The following is a 17,803-nucleotide window of genomic DNA, read 5'->3' as shown; positions in this document are numbered from 1 at the left end:
TGTGAAGCGTGCGATCCTGCTGTTGCCGCTGGCGATCTTCCTGGTCGTCGCGGTATTCCTGTTCCGCGGCCTGTGGCTCGACCCCAGCGAGCTGCCCTCGGCGTTGATCGACAAGCCGTTCCCGGCCTTCGCCCTGCCCGGCGTGCTGGAGCCGGGCAAGACCTACACCCAGGCCGACCTCAAGGGCCGCCCGGCGCTGGTCAACGTCTGGGGCACCTGGTGCCCGACCTGCCGCTTCGAGCACCCGGTGCTGGCCAAGCTGGCCGAGCAGGGCGTGGTGATCGTCGGCATCAACTACAAGGACGACAACGCCGCCGCGCAGAAGTGGCTGCAGGACCTGCACGACCCCTACGTGCTGAACATCGCCGATGCCCAGGGCACCCTGGGCCTGGACCTGGGCGTGTACGGCGCGCCGGAGACCTACGTGATCGACAAGGACGGCATCATCCGCCACAAGCTGGTCGGCGCCGTCGACGAGAAGGTCTGGCGCGAGCAGCTGGCGCCGATCTACCAGCGCCTGGTGGACGAGGCGGGGGGCAAATGAAGCGATTCCTCGCCGCGGCCCTGCTGGGCCTGAGTCTCGCCGGCGTGGCCCACGCCGCCATCGACACCTACGAATTCCCCAGCGAGGCCGAGCGCCAGCGCTTCCGCAGCCTGACCACCGAGCTGCGCTGCCCGAAGTGCCAGAACCAGGACATCGCCGACTCCAACGCGCCCATCGCCGCCGACCTGCGCAAGCAGATCTACGAGCAGCTGCAGCAGGGCAAGAGCGACGAGCAGATCGTCGACTACATGGTCGACCGCTACGGCGACTTCGTGCGTTACAAGCCGCCGGTCAACGCTCGCACCTGGCTGCTCTGGTTCGGCCCGGCGGCCCTGCTGGGCCTGGGTGTGCTGGTGGTGGGCGTGCTGGTGGCGCGCCGCCGCCGCAGCGCCGCCGGTCCGTCCGCCAGCCTGTCCGCCGAGGAACAGGCCCGCCTGAATCAATTGCTGGATAACCAAGACAAATGATCGACTTCTGGCTCGCCGCCGGCCTGCTTGCGCTGGTGGCCATGGCTTTCCTGCTGATTCCGCTGCTGCGTGGCCGCCGCGCCCAGGCCGAGGAAGACCGCACCGCCCTCAACGTCGCCCTGTACCAGGAACGCCTCGCCGAGCTGGACGCCCAGCACGCCGCCGGCACCCTGGACGACGCCCAGCTGCAGGCCGGGCGCGCCGAGGCCGCCCGCGAACTGCTGGCCGACACCGAAGGCGAGGGCGAGCGCCGCTCGCGCCTGGGCCGCGCCGCGCCGCTGCTGGCGGCCGTGCTGCTGCCGCTGCTGGGCCTGGGCCTGTACCTGCACTGGGGCGCCAGCGAGAAGCTGGCGCTGTCCCGCGAGTTCGCCGAGCCGCCGCACTCCATGGCGGAGATGACCGAGCGCCTGGAGAAGGCCGTGCAGGCCCAGCCGGATTCCGCCGAGGGCTGGTACTTCCTCGGCCGCACCTACATGACCCAGGAGCGCTTCGAGGATGCCGCTAAGGCCTTCGAGCGCGCCGCCAACCTGTCCGGGCGCCAGTCCGAAGTGCTCGGCCAGTGGGCCCAGGCGCTGTACTTCGCCAACGGCAAGAAGATGGCCGGCACCGCCCAGGCCCTGGCCGACGAGGCGCTCAAGCAGAACCCGGAGGAAGTCACCACCCTCGGCCTGATGGGCATTTCCGCCTTCGAAGACCAGCGCTACGCCGATGCCGTGGACTACTGGCAACGCCTGGTCGCCGCGCTGCCGGCCGACGACCCGTCGCGCGCGGCCATCCAGAGCGGCATTGAGCGCGCCCGTCAGCACCTGGTCGAGCGCGGCGAGAAGCTGCCGGAAGCGCCGGCCGCGGCAGCGACCGCCGGCGTGACACTGAAGGTGCGAGTGGACCTCAGCGACGCGGTGAAGGGCCAGGTCAAGCCGGACGACAGCGTGTTCGTCTTCGCCCGCGCGGTGAACGGCCCGCCGATGCCGCTGGCGGTCAAGCGCCTGAAGGTGGCCGACCTGCCGGACGAGGTGTCGCTCAGCGATGCCGACGCCATGATGCCGCAACTGAAGCTGTCGGCCTTCCCGAAGGTGGAGCTGGTGGCGCGGGTGTCGCGCGCCGGCAATGCCATCAGCGGCGAATGGATCGGACGCAGCCAGCCGTTGTCTACTGCCGGCGCGGGCGATCAGGCGGTGACCATCGACAGCCCGGACCAGCATTGACCGAACCCTTCCTGGAGGTGCGCCCGTGAAAGGCCGAATCCTCGCCCTCGCGGCCCTGCTCGCCCTGGCCGGTTGCGCCGGCCAGCAGCCCCACTCGCAAGCCCCGGCGCCGGCCCCGCAACCCGGCGCCAGCGGCCAGGTGCCGGCGGCCACGCCGTCGAACAAGCCGGCGCCGCGCACGGCCATCACGCCGAACCCGCAGAACCCCTCGAACAAGCCCCGCAGCACCCACACCCAGTTCGCCCCGCCGCCGGGCGGCAAGGGCCGCTGGGACCCGAACCTGGGCGTCTACGTGATCCAGGGGCAGCAGGACCTGTACTACCGCCAGCGCACCTACTACCACTGGGACGGCGCCTGGTACTGGGGCGTGAGCCCGCAGGGCCCCTGGACCGCCACCGACGCCAACGGCGTGCCGCCGGGGTTGAGCCGCCGCTACGCGCAGCCCTGAGGTTAGGGGATTTTCGTAGGAGCGAGCTTGCTCGCGAATGAATTTCCCGGCTGCTGCGACGTTTGGGGTTGACGCCGTACCCTCACCCCAGCCCTCTCCCAGAGGGAGAGGGGGCCGTTCGGAGCGAGCGGCGAATTCGGAGTCATCCTGAAACTCCCATCTATTTCCTCCATTCCCGCGTTCGCGGTTATGCGCCCTACGGGCTGGCAGTCCCAAAGCAAGAACTGGCACGGCTCTTCGTAGGAGCGAGCTTGCTCGCGAATGGTGTTTCCCGGCGGCATAGATGTTGGGTTCAAGAGCGCCCTCTCCCCAACCCTCTCCCTGAAGGGAGAGGGGGCTGTCCTGAGCGGCCTGGAAGTCAGGCGCGATCCTTCTCCCTCGTCATTTCCGTGAACGCGGGAATGGCGGGAATAGATGGGAGTGTCAGGATGACTCTGGATTCGCCGCTCGCTCCAAACGGCCCCCTCTCCCTCTGGGAGAGGGCTGGGGTGAGGGGGCGGAGTCAACCCCAAACACTGCAGCCACCGGGAAACGCTGTTCGCGAGCAAGCTCGCTCCTACACAAAAGCTCACTCCAACGTCCCATGGGGCGCTGCATCCATCACCTCCACCCGGTTGCGCCCGCTGGCCTTGGCCCGGTACAGGGCCTGGTCGGCCGTGCTGTAGAGCCTCTCGTAGGTGCTCGACACACCACTGGCCAGGCCGGCGATGCCGAAGCTGGCGGTGAGGTAGAGCAGGCCGTCCTTCATCGGCAGCGGGGTGTCTTCCAGCAGCTTGCGCAGCTTTTCGGCGATCACCCTGGCCTGGGGCGCGGCGGTGTCCGGCAGCAGCAGGAGGAACTCCTCGCCGCCCAGGCGCGCCACGCTGTCGCTGCTGCGGGTGTGCTTGCGCAGCAGGGTGGCGGTGTGGCGGATCACTTCGTCGCCCAGCGGGTGGCCGTAGCGGTCGTTGATGAACTTGAAGTGGTCCAGGTCGATCATCAGCAGGCTCACCGGCATCGGCTGGCGGTCGCAGCGCGCCAGTTCCTGCTTCACCAACTGGTCGAACTGGCGGCGGTTGAACAGCCCGGTCAGCGGGTCGTGGCCGGCCAGGTATTCCAGCTGCAGGTTCTTCTCTTCCAGCTCCTTGCGCTGCCGGCGCAGGTGCTGGCGCTGGCGCAGGTTGCGCAGGTGGCCGAACCAGAGGATCTGCGACAGCAGCAGGCCGATGCCGCAGATGGTCAGGCCGCCCATCTGGTTGGACAGGCGCAGCTGCGGGTCCGGCTGGGCCATTTCCATGGCCAGTTCGAAGGCGATGAACAGCACGACGTAGAGCAGCGTGGCGAACACCGGGCGCAGCAGCAGGATCAGCGCCGTGGCCACCGCGCCCATGAGGAAGGGCGTGATGCTGCTGGTCACCTCCTGGTCGAAGCAGGTGATGACCAGGCCGAAACCCAGCAGCACGCCGGCGCCCAGCAGCGCCAGCAGCTCGCAGTACCACGGCGGCGGCGCCTGCGGGCGCTGGCGGGCCTGCCAGGCGAGCAGGCCGAGGCCGAGCAGCAGCACGGCCACCACCGCGTGGGTGAGGATGATGTGCTGGCGCCAGCCGTCGAACTCCGGGAGGCTGCCCTGCAGGTTGAGCCAGAACACCAGGATGTGCACCAGGCCGAAGGGCACCGCCAGCAGCGCCAGCCAGGCCAGGCGCCTGAGGTTCTCGGTGGCCACCGGTCGCGCCAGGGAGCGGGCGAGCCGGAATTGCTGGCGAAGGCGTTGCGGGAACGGCTGGGACACGGGACTCGTCCTGTGCGCGATGGCATCCGGCTATGAGCATAGCCATATGCCGCCAGGCTGTCCCGCCGCCTGCCGGGGGAGCGCGGCTTTTCGCTTGCAGCCTGGCGTGGCGGCTGGGCATAGTCCGCTACCTGTCAGGCAGCACGGCGAGAGGAGTAGGACATGGGCGAACGGGTATTGCGGTTTTCCGCGCAAGACGGCCTGGATGCCGAACGCGCCGCCCTGGACCAGGTGTTCAGCGGCCAGGCCGACAGCCGCCTGCTATTCTGGCGCCCGCTGCAGCAGGCGCTGGTGATGCCGCGCCGGCTCAGCCGCCTGGCCGGTTTCGCCGAGGCCGAGGCGCGCTGCGCCGAACTCGGCTGGCCGATCGCCCTGCGCGACACCGGCGGCGAGCCGGTGCCGCAGTCGCCGGCGGTACTCAACGTCGCCCTGTGCTACGCGGTGCCCGACGGCGACAACGAGCAGACGCGCATCGACACCGCCTACCTGCGCCTGTGCCAGCCGCTCTGCGACTGGCTCGCGGCCATGGGCCTGGACGCCGGCGTGGGCGAGGTCGACGGCGCCTTCTGCGACGGCCGCTACAACGTCAACATCGGCGGCCGCAAGCTGGTCGGCACCGCCCAGCGCTGGCGCCGCCGGCAGAGCGACGGGCGCTACGTGGTGCTGGCCCACGGCGCCATCCTCATGGAGAACCAGCGCGAGGCCATGGCCGAGGTGGTCAACGCCTTCTACCGCGCCGTCGAATTGCCGGCCGACATCCGTGGCACCAGCCACGTCGCGCTGGACGAACGGCACTCGCAGCCCTGGCAGCAGGTCGAAGCACTCGCCGGGCAGTTCCAGCGCCACCTGATCAGCCAGGGCCTGCCGCCGGTCTGATCGACACCCTTTCCGTTCCACCCGCCCGGCCGCGCGCCGGGCCCCATCCTGCCAAGGAGCGTTCCGGCATGGAGCATGGTTCCAACTATCTGCAATCGGCGGTGGTCTTCCTCATCGCCACCGTCTTCATGGTGCCGCTGGCCAAGCGCCTGCAACTGGGCGCGGTGCTCGGCTACCTGTTGGCCGGGGTGCTGATCGGGCCTTCGGTGCTGCGCCTGATCGATGATCCGGAAAGCGTCTCCAGCCTGTCCGAGCTGGGCGTGGTGCTGCTGCTGTTCATCATCGGCCTGGAACTGTCGCCCAAGCGCCTGTGGGTGATGCGCAAGGCGGTGTTTGGCATCGGCCTGGCCCAGGTGCTGCTCACCGCGCTGGTGATCGGCGTGCTGGCGCACCTGGCCTTCGAGCTGCCGCTGAACACCTCGGTGGTGCTCGGCGGCGGCCTGGCGCTGTCGTCCACCGCCTTCGGCCTGCAGATCCTCGCCGAGCGCAAGGAGCTGGCCAGCCCCCACGGCCGCCTGGCCTTCGCCATCCTGCTGTTCCAGGACATCGCCGCCATCCCGCTGATCGCCGCCGTGTCGTTGCTCGGCGCGCGGGCCGACGAGGCCGCGCCGGGCGGCGACTGGCGCCACTTCCTCGAAGTGGTGGGGAGCATCGCCGTGGTGGTGGTCGGCGGGCGCTACCTGCTGCGCCCGGTGTTCCGCACGGTGGCGCGCACCGGCATGGCCGACCTGTCCACCGCCACCGCGCTGCTGGTGGTCGTCGGCACCGCCTGGCTGATGGAGCTGGCCGGGGTGTCCATGGGCCTGGGCGCCTTCCTCGCCGGCCTGCTGCTGGCCGACTCGGAGTACCGCCACGAGCTGGAGTCGCAGATCGAGCCGTTCAAGGGCCTGCTGCTGGGGCTGTTCTTCATCAGCGTGGGGATGAGCGCCGACCTCGGCCTGCTGTTGCATTCGCCGCTGCTGGTGCTGGGCCTGACGCTGCTGCTGATCGGCCTGAAGCTGCCGCTGCTGTACCTGCTCGGGCGCCTCACCGGCGGCCTCGACGGCCACTCGGCGCTGCGCCTGGGCATCGTCCTGGCGGCCGGCGGCGAATTCGCCTTCGTGGTGTTCAAGCTGGCCCGCGCCGAAGGGCTGCTGGACGCCAACCTGCACAGCCTGCTGGTGCTGTGCATCACCCTGTCGATGGCGGTGACGCCGCTGCTGGTGCTGCTGGCCGCGCGCCTGATGAAGCCCGAGCCCGTGCCGGTGCGCGAGGCGCCGGAGGAGTACAAGCGCATCGAGGGCGACGCGCCGCGGGTGGTGATCGCCGGCATGGGCCGCATGGGCCAGGTGGTCGCGCGGATCATGCGCGCCCAGCGCGTGCCCTTCATCGCCCTGGACACCTCGGTGGACACCATCGAGCTGAGCCGCAGCTATGGCAGCATCCCGATCTTCTACGGCGACCCGCTGCGCCCGGAAATCCTCCGCGCGGCCCAGGTGGACAAGGCCGAGTTCTTCGTCGTCGCCACCGACGACCCGCAGACCAACATCGACACCGCGCGCCTGGTGCGCAAGCTCTATCCGCACGTGAAGATCATCGCCCGCGCGCGCAACCGCCAGCACGTCTACCACCTGCTCGACGCCGGGGCCAGCCCGGTGCGCGAGCTGTTCCACTCCAGCCTGGAGATGAGCCGGCGGGTGCTGGTGGAAATGGGCCTTTCCGAGGAGCAGGCGCTGGCGCGCATCCGCCGCTTCCGCCGCCACGACGAGGAAGTGCTGATGGCCCAGTACAAGGTCTACGACGACGCCTCGGCGGTGATCCAGACCGCCCGCGAGGCGCGCCAGGAACTGGAGACGCTGTTCGAGGGCGACCAGTTGGAAGACCGCGGCGTGGGCAAGCCCTGAGCGGGCCGGCCGCGCTTCAGCCGCGGATGCGGCGGCGCGGCGGTTCGTCGATGCGGATGGGCTCGCCGGGCGAGCGCAGGGTGAACACGCCGATGGCGGCCAGCAGCAGGGTCGCGGCCAGGCCGATGGCCGCCAGCGCGACGTAGAGCAGCAGCTCCGCCAGGGAACCGATGATGAGCAGAAAATCCAGCGCGGCCTGCATGGTGCGTTCCTCCTCCTTCAGCCTCGTGGTCAGCGGGGCGTTCCGGGGAGTGCACGCTCAGGCCGCCTCGCGGCCCCGGGGTTCGCGGGGCCATGGGCTCATGCTCGCGTCCGCGCGCGGCGAAGGGAATTGAATCCGCCTGCTGGTGACTATCGACGCTATCGATGCCCCGGCGGCAGGGGCGCCAGCAGTTGCATGGGGCGCACCGGCATACCGTCGCTCCAGTTGCCCATGGACAGTTGCGCGCGGGTGCCGCCCAGGGCCCAGTCGCGGTTGCGGCCGGCGAAGGCGGCGTCGCACAGCGCATCGAACAGCTTCCAGGGGCCGTACCAGTCCAGGGCGTCGGTATCCAGGGCGTTGTGGTTCGTCGACGCGCGGCCTTCGGCCTGGCGCCGTTGCTGGCGCTCCTGCACCCGTTGCAGCAGCCAGCTGCCGGAGTCCGAAGGCGGGTAGCGCGGGTCGAAGCGCGGCGCGGTGGGCCCCGCATGGTTGGCCAGCAGCGGCGGGCTGCCGTGGCGGTCGCTGCGCAGTAGCAGGAGGTTCTTGTCGGCGCCGTCGACCTGGGTGCTCTCGCTGTAGATGCGCCGGGCGTCGTCGCAACCCACGCGCTCGTCCTCGTCGCCGCACAGGGCCAGCAGCAGGGTGCCCGGCGGGATGCCGGACAGCGGCTCCAGCGGCACCTGGCGCCAGCGCGGGCCCTGGCTGCGCCCCGGCTCCACGGCGAACAGGGCGCGTGGCCGGGGCAGGCCCAGGCGCTGGTAGCCGGCGGCCAGGCCGCTGGCGATCAGGCCGCCGGCGGAATGCCCGACATAGGCCAGGCGCTGCAGGTCGGCGCGTACCCCGAGCCGCCCGGACTGCAGCTCGGCGATGCCCTGGCGCACCGCCTCGGCGGCATTGGGCAGGAACTCGCCGGCCGGCGTCTTCAGGTTCTGCTGGTAGCGCGGGTAGAGGACGATGGCGCCGCGCCGCACGATGTGCTCGATCCAGGCGCGGTAGAGGTCCGGCTGCATCACGCTCCAGCCATGGACGAAGACCACCAGCGGGGCCTGCGCCGGCACTGGCGCGGCGGGGGTGAACAGCCAGTATTCGCTGCCCTGTTCGCCGCCGCGCCATTGGCGCAGGTCGGCGTGGGCCAGGCGCGAGCCGCCGGGGCCGTCCAGCGGCTGCTGCGGCGGGGCCGCGGAGCCGGCCTGGGCGCCGCGGGCCAGCAGGCCGCAGAGCAGCAGGGTGGCGAGCCGGCACGGGCGTTCGGCCATGGGTCTGCCTCTTGCCAGGGAGTTTTCCTCAGCCTAGCCGGCGTGGCTCAGCGCGGGTAGAGCGGTGGCAGGCTGTTGCCCTCGGCCGTCGCCGCGCCGCCGCCTTCCGCGGCGGGCAGGGTGCGGATCGCCCGCCAGAGGTCCTCGCCTTCCCAGTTGTGGCCACCCTCGCTGTCGCTGTAGAGCGCGCCGTTGAGGCCGTCCATGGCGTCGGACAGCGGCACGAAGCGCGCCGCCATGTCGGCCAGGGTTTCCGGCTGCTGGCGCGCCCAGGCGTCGAGGGCCTGGCGGGTTGCATGGGGGTCGTTGGCCTGGCAGCAGCGGCGCAGTTCGTCGAGCAGGGTGCGGGCGCTGGGCGCGTTGGCCGCGGCGCGGACGATGGCCGGCTGGCGCCGGGCGCGCCACCAGAGGCCGAAGCCGAGCAGGCTGGTCAGGGCCAGCAGCAGGGTCGCCAGCTGCCACGGCCAGAGGCGCTGGCCGTCGGGGCTCACGGCGCCTTCCAGCGGCGCCGGGGGCGGGGCCGCCAACTGCGGGTTGGCGCCGACGTCGAGGCTGCGGCCGGGCAGGGTGGTGTGCTCCAGGCGGTCTTCCTGGGTGTTCCACCAGGTGATCTCGATGTCCGGCAGGCTCAGCTGGCCGGCCTGCTCCGGGATCAGGGCCTGGCGCTCCTCGCGGCTGCCGATCACTCCCTGGTCGCCCTGTTCCTCGGCCAGCTGCGGCTGGTCGGGGTAGTGCCGCAGCCCGGCCGGCAGGGCCTGGGGCAGCGGCGGCAGCTGGGCGCTGGAGAGGCCTTCCACGCGCAGCATCAGGTTGCGCGTCAGGGCTTCGCCGGCCTTCGCCTGCTCCGGTTGCGGCGCCCAGCTTTCGCTGAGGCTGACGGCGCGGGCCGGCAGCCAGGGCGCGTCGGCCGGGTAGTCGGCGGGCTTGGGTTTCACTTCCAGGGGAATCTCCGGCGAGCTCACTCGCAGGCGCTTGCCGGGCAGCACGCCGAAAGTGTCGCCGGGGCTGTTGCGCGCCACCCGGGTGGCGCTGAAGTTCAGCGCCGGGATGGTCAGCTCGCCGCTGTGCTGCGGGAAGATCGCGAAGCGCACCTCGATGACGCCGTGGCGCACGCCATTGATTTCCTTCTCGTAGGTGCGCGGCTGGCCGAGCTGCTCGACCTTGGCGTCGTCGATCTGCAGCGGGCTGAGGCTGCTGTCGTCGTACAGCGACACCGAGTGGTAGATGCGCAGGGTGAGGATGGCCTGGGCCTGCACGTAGACCGACTCGTGGTCGAGGCTGGCGTCGATGAACACCGGTGAGAGTTTCTGCTGCTCGTCCGCGTCCTCGGCCTTGAGCACCTGCAGGGCGATCGGCTGGGTCTGCCCGTTGCCCATGCGCAGCGCCGGTATCTGCAGGGCGCCGCTGCGGGTGGGGCGCAGGGTGATGATCCAGCGCGTGGTGGCCTGGGCCTGGCCGTCGAGGGTGGTCAGGCGGTTGACCTGGCGGGTGCCGAGGATTTCGAAAGCGTCGCCCAGGGGCGTGAGGTCCGGCTTGCCGAACTGCGTGGGGTCGTCGGACTCCAGCGTCAGGTCCAGGCTCTCGCCCTCGGTCAGGCGCGCGCGGTCGACGCTGGCGGTGAAGCTGGCCTGCGCCTGGAATGCGAGCAGGCTGAGCAGGATCAGGCAGATCATCCGTTTCATGGCAGGTTTTCCTGGCGCTGCTGCTGTTGGTACCAGAACTTGCGGCGCAGCAGTTCGGAGGGTTCGTCGGGAATCTGCCGCAGCCACTGTTCCAGGGCCTGGCGGCTTTCGTCGCTGAGTTTCCCTTCGTCCGCCGTGGGGGCGGGGAGTTCCGTCGAATCGGCGGGCGGCTCGTCGTCCGGGTCCGTGCTCTGCAGGTGCTCGACGTTGGCCTGTTGGCGGTTCTGCAGGGCCGCGGAGGGGCGGGTTGGCCGTTCTTCCAGGTTCTGCTGCTCCGAAGGCTTGGCCGCTGTCGTTGGCGCCGCTTCGGTTTCGCCGCTGCGGCTGGCTTGCGAGTCGTTGGGGCGCTGCTGGGCGGCGTCCTGCTCGCGCTGGCGCAGCAGGTCCTCCAGCAGCGCCTTGTTGCGCTGGGCCTGTTGCAGGTCCGGCTGCAGTTCCAGCGCCCGGTCGTAGGCGTCGATGGCGGCCTCGTACTGCTCGGCGCGGGCCAGGGCGTTGCCGCGGTTGTAGTGGTCGGCGGCGCTGTCGCCCAGGGCGAAGGCGCGGGCCGCGCCGTCGTAGTCGCCGGCCTGGTAGAGGGCCAGGCCGCGCCAGCGGAAGTCGGCGAAGCGCCGGGCGGCGTCGGCCGGGCGCTGCTCGGCGAGCAGTCGCTGGCCCTGCTGGTCGGGGCGCAGCCAGAGGTCGGCGAACTCGAAGGCCATGGCCGGTTGCGGCGCGCCCAGCCACAGCGGCAGCAATAGCGGCAGGCTGAACAGCCAGCCGCGGCGCCCGGCGCAGGCGGCCAGCAAGAGCAGCGGCAGGAGCAGCCAGTAACCCTGGTCGGCCCAGCGCTGCAGGCGCAGCACGGCGTCGTTGCCGGCGGCTTCCAGGCCGCGGTTGGCGTCCAGCAGGCCGAGGGCCCTGAGGTCGCGGTCGCTGGCGCCCAGGCGCTGGTAGCCGGCGTCGAGGCTGGTGGCGAACTGGCGCAGCCCGGCTTCGTCGAGGCGTGGCAGGAGGATGCCGCCCTGGTCGTCCTTCAGGTAGGTGCCGTCTTCCTGGGGGATGGGCGCGCCGCCGACAGTGCCCACGGCGAGGATGGCGAAGTCCCGGCCGTGGCCGTGCAGGGCCTGGCGGATGCCCTGCTGTTCGCTTTCCTCCAGCCCGCCGGTGAGCAGCAGCAGGCGCCCGTTGCCCTGGGCGCCCTGGTCGAGCAGGCGGCGCGCCTGCTGTACGGCGAGGTCGGCGCGCTGCCCCGGCTCGGGCATGATCGACGGCTTGAGCGCATCGAGCAGGTTGCGCGCGGTGAACAGGTCGTTGGACAGCGGCACCAGGGTGTGGGCGCTGCCGGCGTAGACGACGATGGCGGTCTGCGCGTCGGGGCGCGCGCGCAGCAGGTCGAGGAGCTTGCGCCGGGCCTGTTCCAGGCGGCTGGGCGGCAGGTCGCCGGCGAGCATCCGCGGCGTCAGTTCGAGGATCACCACCAGCGGGTCGCTGCGCTGCATGGCCGGCTGCTCGACGCGCTCCCAGCTCGGCCCGAGCAGCGCCAGCACCGCCAGCAGCCAGGCCAGGCCCAGGTACAGCCAGGGGCGGCGGTCGGGGCGGCCGCTGCCGCCCTGCAGCAGCCAGGGGTGGAAGGCCGCCGGCAGCAGCAGTTGCCAGCGCCCGGCGCGGCGCTGGCGGTGCAGCAGCTTCCACAGCAGCCAGGCGAGCAGCGGCAACAGCAGCAGCCAGCCTGGGTAGAGCAGGTGCGGCCAGAGGCTCATGGGCGCCTCCACGGCCAGCGCCAGTGCTGCGCCGGCCAGAGTTCTGCGGCCACCAGCAGCAGGCTCAGCAGCAGCGCGGCGGCCAGCGGCCAATGGTAGAGGGCCAGGGCCGGGCGCGCCTGGGTGGGCTTCTGCGTCACCGGTTCGAGGCTGTCCAGGGTGCTGGAGACGGCCTCCAGCTCGGCGCCGTTGCGGGCGCGGAAGTATTCGCCGCCGGTGAGGCCGGCGATCGCCTTCAGGGTGGCTTCGTCCAGGTCCAGGCCGGGGTTGAGGCCGAGCATGCCGAGCACGCCGCCGGGCTGCGGGTCGGCGCCGATGCCGATGGTGTAGATCTTCACGCTTTCCTCGGCGGCCAGGCGCGCGGCGGTCAGCGGCGGGATCTCGCCGGCGGTGTTGGCGCCGTCGGTGATCAGTACCAGCACGCGGCTTTGCGCCGGGCGCTGGCGCAGGCGCTTGACGGCAAGGCCGATGGCGTCGCCCAGGGCGGTATCCTTGCCGGCGATGCCGATCAGCGCCTCGTCCAGCCAGACGCGCACGGTGTGGCGGTCGAAGGTCAGCGGCGCCTGCAGGTAGGCCTTGCTGCCGAACAGGATGAGGCCGACGCGGTCGCCGCGGCGCGCCTCGATGAAGTCGCCGAAGAGTTTCTGCACCAGGTTCAGGCGGCTGATCTCGCTGCCCTGCCAGGTGAGGTCGGCGGTGTCCATGGAGCCGGAGACGTCCACCGCCAGTAGCAGGTCGCGGCCGCTGGCGGGGATCGGCAGCGGCTCGCCGACCCACTGCGGGCGCGCCGCCGCCAGCAGCAACAGCAGCCAGAGCAGCACGAAGGGCGCCTGCAGGCGCCAGGCCGGCAGTTGCGCGCGGGCGCGGCGGCCGGCCAGGCCTTCGAGTTCGGCGAGGAAGCCGACCTTCAGCGCTGCCTCGCCGCTGTCGGCCGGCGGCAGCAGCACGCGCAGCAGCCAGGGCAGCGGGGCGAGCAGGAAGACCCAGGGCCAGGCGAACTCAAACATGCTTGCGCACCCAGGTTTCCACGGCGGCGGCGAGGCCGTCGATGGCCTTGTCGTCGAGCTTGCATTCGGCGCGGTAGCCGCCTTCCACGAGGATCATCCAGCGCGTCAGACCGGCGGCCGGGCAGCGGTTGTCGAGGAACGCCAGCCAGGCGCGGCCGCTCAGGGTGTGGCAGCTGTCGTCCGGCCAGCGCGCCCGCGACAGGCGCTTGAGCAGGGCGTTCTGCGCCTGCAGCCAGGGGCCGGCGGGGGCGCCGTCGTAGGGCCGCGGCAGGCGCGCCAGTTCTTCCAGGGCGGCGACGCGGATGGGCTCCAGCGGCGCTTCCGCCGGGGCCTGCGCGCGGCGGCGCGGCAGCAGGCGGTGGCGCCAGCGCCATAGCGCCCAGGCCAGCGGCGGCAGCAGCGCGGCCAGCAGCCACCAGCCCGGCGCCGGCGGCCACCAGGGCACGGCGGCCGGCTGGATCAGCGGTTCCAGGGCGTCGAGGGGATTCACGAGCGCAGCCTCGCGGTGGGCTGTTCGAGGTGGTCGAGCAACTGCTCGACCAGGTCCAGCTGGGTGCTCAGCGGCAGCAGCGGCACGCCCAGGCGCTGGCTGACCCGCGCCCAGCGCTCGCGGCGCGCCTCGCCCAGGGCGCGGTAGGCCAGGCGCTGTTCGTCGACGTGGGTGTCCACTTCGAGCAGGGCCTGGCCTTCGGCGAAGCGCATCAGCCCGGCGGCCGGCAGGGCGTGGTCGAGCGGGTCGGACACCGGCAGCAGGACCAGGTCGGTGTGCCGCGCCAGCAGGCCCAGTTGCTGCTCGGCCAGGTCGCCCTGGGGCGAGTGGGCGAGGGCGCGTTCGTCGCAGACGATCATCACCAGGCTGCCCGGCCGCAGCACCTCGCGGGCGCGGCGCAGGGCCAGGCCGAAGTTATCGCCGGAGGACGCCGCGGCGCCGTCGGCGAGCAGCGCGTGGTTGGCGCGGACGATCAGGTTGAGCAACTGCAGCTGGCTCTGCTTGCTGCGCCGCGGCTTGATCTCGTGGGTGTCGTGGTCGCTCAGCACCAGGCCGCCGATGCGGTCGTTGTGGGCCAGCGCGGCCCAGCCGAGCAGGGCGGCGGCGCGCGCGGCCAGCACTGACTTCAAACACAGGCCGGAGCCGAAGAAGGTCCGCCGGCTCTGCTCGACGAGGACGAACACCGGGCGTTCGCGCTCCTCGTGGAACAGCTTGGTGTGGGGCTCGCGGGTGCGCGCGGTGACGCGCCAGTCGATGGTGCGCACGTCGTCGCCGGGCTGGTACACGCGCACCTGGTCGAAGTCCACGCCGCGCCCGCGCAGGCGTGAGTGGTGCAGGCCGATCAGCGGGCTGCGCCGGGCCGGGGTGGAGAACAGCTGCACCTCGCGCAGGCGATGGCGCATGTCGATCAGCTCTTGCAGGCTGACCGTCACGCCGTTGCTGGCGGTGTCCGGCATCAGGCCACGGCGACCACGTCGAGGATGCGCTGGACCACGCGGTCCTGGTCGATCCCCGCGGCTTCCGCCTCGAAGGAGAGGATCAGGCGGTGGCGCAGCACGTCGAACAGCACCGCCTGGATATCCTCGGGGCTGACGAAGTCGCGCCCGCCCAGCCAGGCGTGGGCCCGTGCGCAGCGGTCCAGGGCGATGGAGCCGCGCGGGCTGGCGCCGTAGGCGATCCACTCGGCCAGCTCGGGGTCGAACTTGGCCGCGGTGCGGGTAGCCATGACCAGCTGCACCAGGTATTCCTCCACCGCGTCGGCCATGTACAGGCCGAGGATTTCCTTGCGCGCGGCGAAGATCGATTCCTGGGTCACCTGGCGTTCCGGCCGCGTCTCGCCGTTGAGCGCCTCGCCCCGGGCCTGCTGGAGGATGCGGCGCTCCACCGAGGCTTCCGGGTAGCCGATCTTCACGTGCATCAGGAAGCGGTCGAGCTGGGCCTCGGGCAGCGGGTAGGTGCCTTCCTGCTCGATGGGGTTCTGCGTGGCCATCACCAGGAACAGCGGCGGCAGGTCGTAGGTGCTGCGGCCGATGCTGACCTGGCGCTCGGCCATGGCTTCGAGCAGTGCCGACTGCACCTTGGCCGGGGCGCGGTTGATCTCGTCGGCCAGCACCAGGTGGTGGAAGATCGGCCCCTGCTGGAAGCAGAAGGTGCCGTTCTCCGGGCGGTAGATCTCGGTGCCGGTGATGTCCGCCGGGAGCAGGTCGGGGGTGAACTGGATGCGATGGAACTCGGCCTCCAGGCCTTCGGCGAGGTCCTTGATGGCCTTGGTCTTGGCCAGCCCGGGCGCGCCTTCCACCAGCAGGTGGCCGTCGGCGAGCAGGGCGATGAGCAGGCGCTCGACGAGCTTTTCCTGGCCGAGGATCTGGCTGGAGAGGAAATGTCGCAACGCGAGGAGCGACTCACGGTGTTCCATCGAATGCGGGTTCCTGGAATGGGGAAGGCGGCGTGCCGGGGCCGCCGGGGGCATTACTTTACTGCATCGGCGCAGGCGCGTGCAGGGTGGCGTGGAGCCGCCGCGCGGCTCCACGCTTCCACGGGCCGACGAGGAGGCTTCCCACGGGACAAGGACGCGTTTCCGAAGCGCACTGCCACTAATTTGGGAAGCTCCTCATGGACAACGTGGAGTAGATGGACATGGAACGCAATGCTCTGCATTTCCCGGCCGTCCTGGCCGGTCTGCTGTTCTTCGCTCACCCGCACGCCGCGGCCGCGCCGCTGAGCCTGGACCCCGGTTCCGGCAACGCCGGCCTGGGTTCCGCCGGCAACGGCGTGCCCGTGGTCAACATCGCCACCCCCAACGCCAATGGCCTGTCGCACAACAGGTTCGGCCAGTTCAACGTCGGCCGCGAAGGCCTGATCCTCAACAACTCGCCGGGCGGGGCGCAGTCGCAGCTGGGCGGTGCCATCGCCGGCAATCCCAACCTGGGCAAGGGCGCGGCGCGCAAGATCCTCGGCGAGGTCACCGGCGGCAGCCCCTCGCAGCTGCGGGGCGCCATCGAGATCGCCGGGCCGGGCGCGCACTTCATCCTCGCCAACCCCCACGGGGTGACCTGCAACGGCTGCGGCTTCATCAACATGCCGCGGGCCACCCTGACCACCGGCAAGCCGATATTCGATGGCAACCGCCTGGCGGGCTACGACGTCGACGGCGGGCACATCGGCATCGAAGGCGCCGGGCTCGACGCCCGCGAGGTGGGGCGCTTCGAGCTGATCACCCGCAGCGCCACGCTCAACGCCGCGCTGCATGCGCGGCAGCTCGACGTGGTGGCCGGGCGCAACCGCGTGGATGGCGAAAGCCTGGCGGCCAGTGCCAAGGCCGACGATGGCCGCCCGCGGCCGCGCCTGGCCATCGACAGCTCGGCGCTGGGCGGGATGTACGCCAACGCCATCCGCCTGGTCGGCACCGAGCAGGGCGTGGGCGTGAAGCTGGCCGGGGAACTGGCCGCCAGCGCCGGCGACATCCGCATCGACGCCAACGGCCGCCTGGAGCTGGCGCGCCTGCAGAGCGCCGGCGGCGTGCGCCTGAAGGCCGGGGACATGCACCTGAGCGGGCCGGTCAGCGCAGGGGGCGACACCGAGCTGTGGGCTTCCGGGAGCCTGACCAACCAGGGCCGGCTGGACAGCGCCGGCGGCCTGTTCATGCGCCTGGGCAGCGGCCTGGTCAACCGGGGCGGCGAGCTGCGCGCCCAGAGCATGGACCTGAGCCTGGCCGGGGCGCTGGACAACAGCCGGGGGCTGATCGAAAGCCGCGGCGGCCTGCGCCTGCACGCCGCGTCCCTGAGCAACGGCCAGGGGCGCATCCGCGCCCGTGGCTGGGAGGGCGGCACCGACATCGGCATCAGCGGCGTGCTGGACAACCGCAACGGCAGCCTGGAGACCTACGCCCGCGACCTCGACCTGCGCAGCGGCAGCCTGCTCAACGACAACGGCTGGGTCTGGCACGGCGGCAACGGCCGCTTCGGCATCGACCTGGCGCAGCTGGGCCTGGCCGGTGGCCGCTTCGTCACCCGTTCCGTGCTGCACATCAAGCGCGATCACTGGCTGAACAACAGCAGCCTGCAGGCCCGCGAGCTGATCCTGGAGGTGGGTGAGCTGGAGCAGGGCGCCAGCGGGCGCCTGAACGGCACCCTCGGCGTGCGCGGCAGCGGCCACGACTGGCGTAATGCCGGGTTGATCGCCAGCGAGTCCGGGCTGTCGCTGGAGCTGAGCGGGCGCTACAGCGGCAGCGGCCGGTTGCTCAGCCAGGATGGCCTGAGGATCAGTGCCGACTCTCTGGAGCTGGAGCGTGGTGGCAGCTTGATAAGTGGGATGTATGCCCAGCTCGATATCCGCAACGCATTCGTCAACCACGGCACTCTTCTGGCCTATGACGAGATCTGGCTGAATGCTGGGCGGTTGGTCAACTATGGTGTGCTGGGCAGTGGTTCCGAGCTTTATCTGGACGTGGGGAGCCTGGAGGATGAGGGGGATATCTTCAGCAACGGCGATGTCGAGTCGCATATTCCCTGGAAGTGGATGCTCTAGGCCGGTGCTGCGAGCCTGATGCTGTTTGCTTGAGAAAGAGTGCCGTTTCTCTGTCTGGGGAAACGGCATTTTTCATATGGGTTGGGGGGCGACTTGGCTCGCGAGCTTTGATCCTTTGCACCCAACCTAACCCCGTCATTCCCGCGAACGCGGGACGCGGCTCCATCGCGAACAGCGCTTGCGCTGGCCCGAAGGGGAATAACCCAG

General features: G+C 71.0%; 16 protein-coding genes. 7 read left to right on the top strand and 9 right to left on the bottom strand.

Annotated elements, in window-relative coordinates; all coding sequences use genetic code 11:
• Position 1 precedes the first annotated feature (1 nt).
• The 4 genes from dsbE to BM060_RS26630 are packed head-to-tail and all read left to right on the top strand — an operon-like array spanning position 2 to position 2,664.
• Positions 2 to 544 carry a thiol:disulfide interchange protein DsbE gene (gene dsbE, locus BM060_RS26645; protein ID WP_009621133.1) on the top strand — a complete coding sequence of 181 codons (543 nt, stop codon included), beginning with the start codon at positions 2 to 4 and terminating at the stop codon, positions 542 to 544.
• Entirely contained in the window at positions 541 to 1,011 is a 471-nt protein-coding gene (gene ccmH / locus BM060_RS26640; protein ID WP_074984717.1) for a cytochrome c maturation protein CcmH, read from the top strand. The genes dsbE and ccmH overlap by 4 nt, the downstream gene beginning before the upstream one ends.
• On the top strand, positions 1,008 to 2,216 hold the full coding sequence (gene ccmI, locus BM060_RS26635; protein ID WP_074984715.1) for a c-type cytochrome biogenesis protein CcmI: 1,209 nt from the start codon (positions 1,008 to 1,010) through the stop codon (positions 2,214 to 2,216). Before ccmH ends, ccmI begins: the two co-directional genes overlap by 4 nt.
• A gap of 25 nt (positions 2,217 to 2,241) precedes the next feature.
• On the top strand, positions 2,242 to 2,664 hold the full coding sequence (locus tag BM060_RS26630; RefSeq protein ID WP_074984713.1) for a hypothetical protein: 423 nt from the start codon (positions 2,242 to 2,244) through the stop codon (positions 2,662 to 2,664).
• 568 nt (positions 2,665 to 3,232) lie between these two features.
• Here the strand turns inward: BM060_RS26630 and BM060_RS26625 are convergent.
• Positions 3,233 to 4,432, bottom strand: a complete 1,200-nt coding sequence (locus BM060_RS26625; protein WP_074984711.1) for a GGDEF domain-containing protein — start codon at positions 4,430 to 4,432, stop codon at positions 3,233 to 3,235.
• Between the two features lie 162 nt (positions 4,433 to 4,594).
• On the opposite strand from BM060_RS26625, the gene BM060_RS26620 reads away from it, so the two are divergent.
• Both BM060_RS26620 and BM060_RS26615 read left to right on the top strand, forming a co-directional pair.
• On the top strand, positions 4,595 to 5,308 hold the full coding sequence (locus tag BM060_RS26620) for a lipoate--protein ligase family protein (protein ID WP_074984709.1): 714 nt from the start codon (positions 4,595 to 4,597) through the stop codon (positions 5,306 to 5,308).
• Between the two features lie 68 nt (positions 5,309 to 5,376).
• Entirely contained in the window at positions 5,377 to 7,191 is a 1,815-nt protein-coding gene (locus BM060_RS26615) for a monovalent cation:proton antiporter-2 (CPA2) family protein (protein ID WP_074984706.1), read from the top strand.
• A gap of 16 nt (positions 7,192 to 7,207) precedes the next feature.
• Here BM060_RS26615 and BM060_RS26610 read toward each other — a convergent pair whose 3' ends face one another.
• The 8 genes from BM060_RS26610 to BM060_RS26575 all read right to left on the bottom strand — a co-directional run bounded on the left by BM060_RS26610 (position 7,208) and on the right by BM060_RS26575 (position 15,485).
• Entirely contained in the window at positions 7,208 to 7,393 is a 186-nt protein-coding gene (locus tag BM060_RS26610) for a hypothetical protein (RefSeq protein WP_074984703.1), read from the bottom strand.
• A gap of 158 nt (positions 7,394 to 7,551) precedes the next feature.
• Positions 7,552 to 8,649, bottom strand: coding sequence for an alpha/beta hydrolase fold domain-containing protein (locus BM060_RS26605; protein WP_074984701.1), 1,098 nt, complete (start codon positions 8,647 to 8,649; stop codon positions 7,552 to 7,554).
• 47 nt (positions 8,650 to 8,696) lie between these two features.
• Positions 8,697 to 10,331, bottom strand: coding sequence for a BatD family protein (locus BM060_RS26600; protein ID WP_064582465.1), 1,635 nt, complete (start codon positions 10,329 to 10,331; stop codon positions 8,697 to 8,699).
• On the bottom strand, positions 10,328 to 12,073 hold the full coding sequence (locus BM060_RS26595; RefSeq protein ID WP_074984699.1) for a VWA domain-containing protein: 1,746 nt from the start codon (positions 12,071 to 12,073) through the stop codon (positions 10,328 to 10,330). Before BM060_RS26595 ends, BM060_RS26600 begins: the two co-directional genes overlap by 4 nt.
• Positions 12,070 to 13,080 (bottom strand): vWA domain-containing protein, encoded by a 1,011-nt coding sequence (locus BM060_RS26590; RefSeq protein WP_074984698.1) that lies wholly within the window; start codon positions 13,078 to 13,080, stop codon positions 12,070 to 12,072. Before BM060_RS26590 ends, BM060_RS26595 begins: the two co-directional genes overlap by 4 nt.
• Positions 13,073 to 13,570 (bottom strand): DUF4381 domain-containing protein, encoded by a 498-nt coding sequence (locus tag BM060_RS26585; protein ID WP_074984695.1) that lies wholly within the window; start codon positions 13,568 to 13,570, stop codon positions 13,073 to 13,075. The genes BM060_RS26590 and BM060_RS26585 overlap by 8 nt, the downstream gene beginning before the upstream one ends.
• Entirely contained in the window at positions 13,567 to 14,526 is a 960-nt protein-coding gene (locus BM060_RS26580) for a DUF58 domain-containing protein (protein WP_074984693.1), read from the bottom strand. The genes BM060_RS26585 and BM060_RS26580 overlap by 4 nt, the downstream gene beginning before the upstream one ends.
• Positions 14,526 to 15,485 (bottom strand): AAA family ATPase, encoded by a 960-nt coding sequence (locus BM060_RS26575; protein WP_074984691.1) that lies wholly within the window; start codon positions 15,483 to 15,485, stop codon positions 14,526 to 14,528. Before BM060_RS26575 ends, BM060_RS26580 begins: the two co-directional genes overlap by 1 nt.
• Before the next feature lie 221 nt (positions 15,486 to 15,706).
• Between BM060_RS26575 and BM060_RS26570 the strand changes: the two genes are divergently transcribed.
• Complete coding sequence (locus BM060_RS26570) at positions 15,707 to 17,596, top strand: filamentous hemagglutinin N-terminal domain-containing protein (RefSeq protein WP_074984687.1); 1,890 nt, start codon at positions 15,707 to 15,709, stop codon at positions 17,594 to 17,596.
• The last annotated feature ends 207 nt before the right edge of the window (positions 17,597 to 17,803 follow it).

The organism is Pseudomonas citronellolis (genome assembly GCF_900112375.1).
In the GTDB taxonomy this organism is placed as follows: domain Bacteria; phylum Pseudomonadota; class Gammaproteobacteria; order Pseudomonadales; family Pseudomonadaceae; genus Pseudomonas; species Pseudomonas citronellolis.
This window is presented reverse-complemented; position numbering and strand designations above follow the sequence as displayed.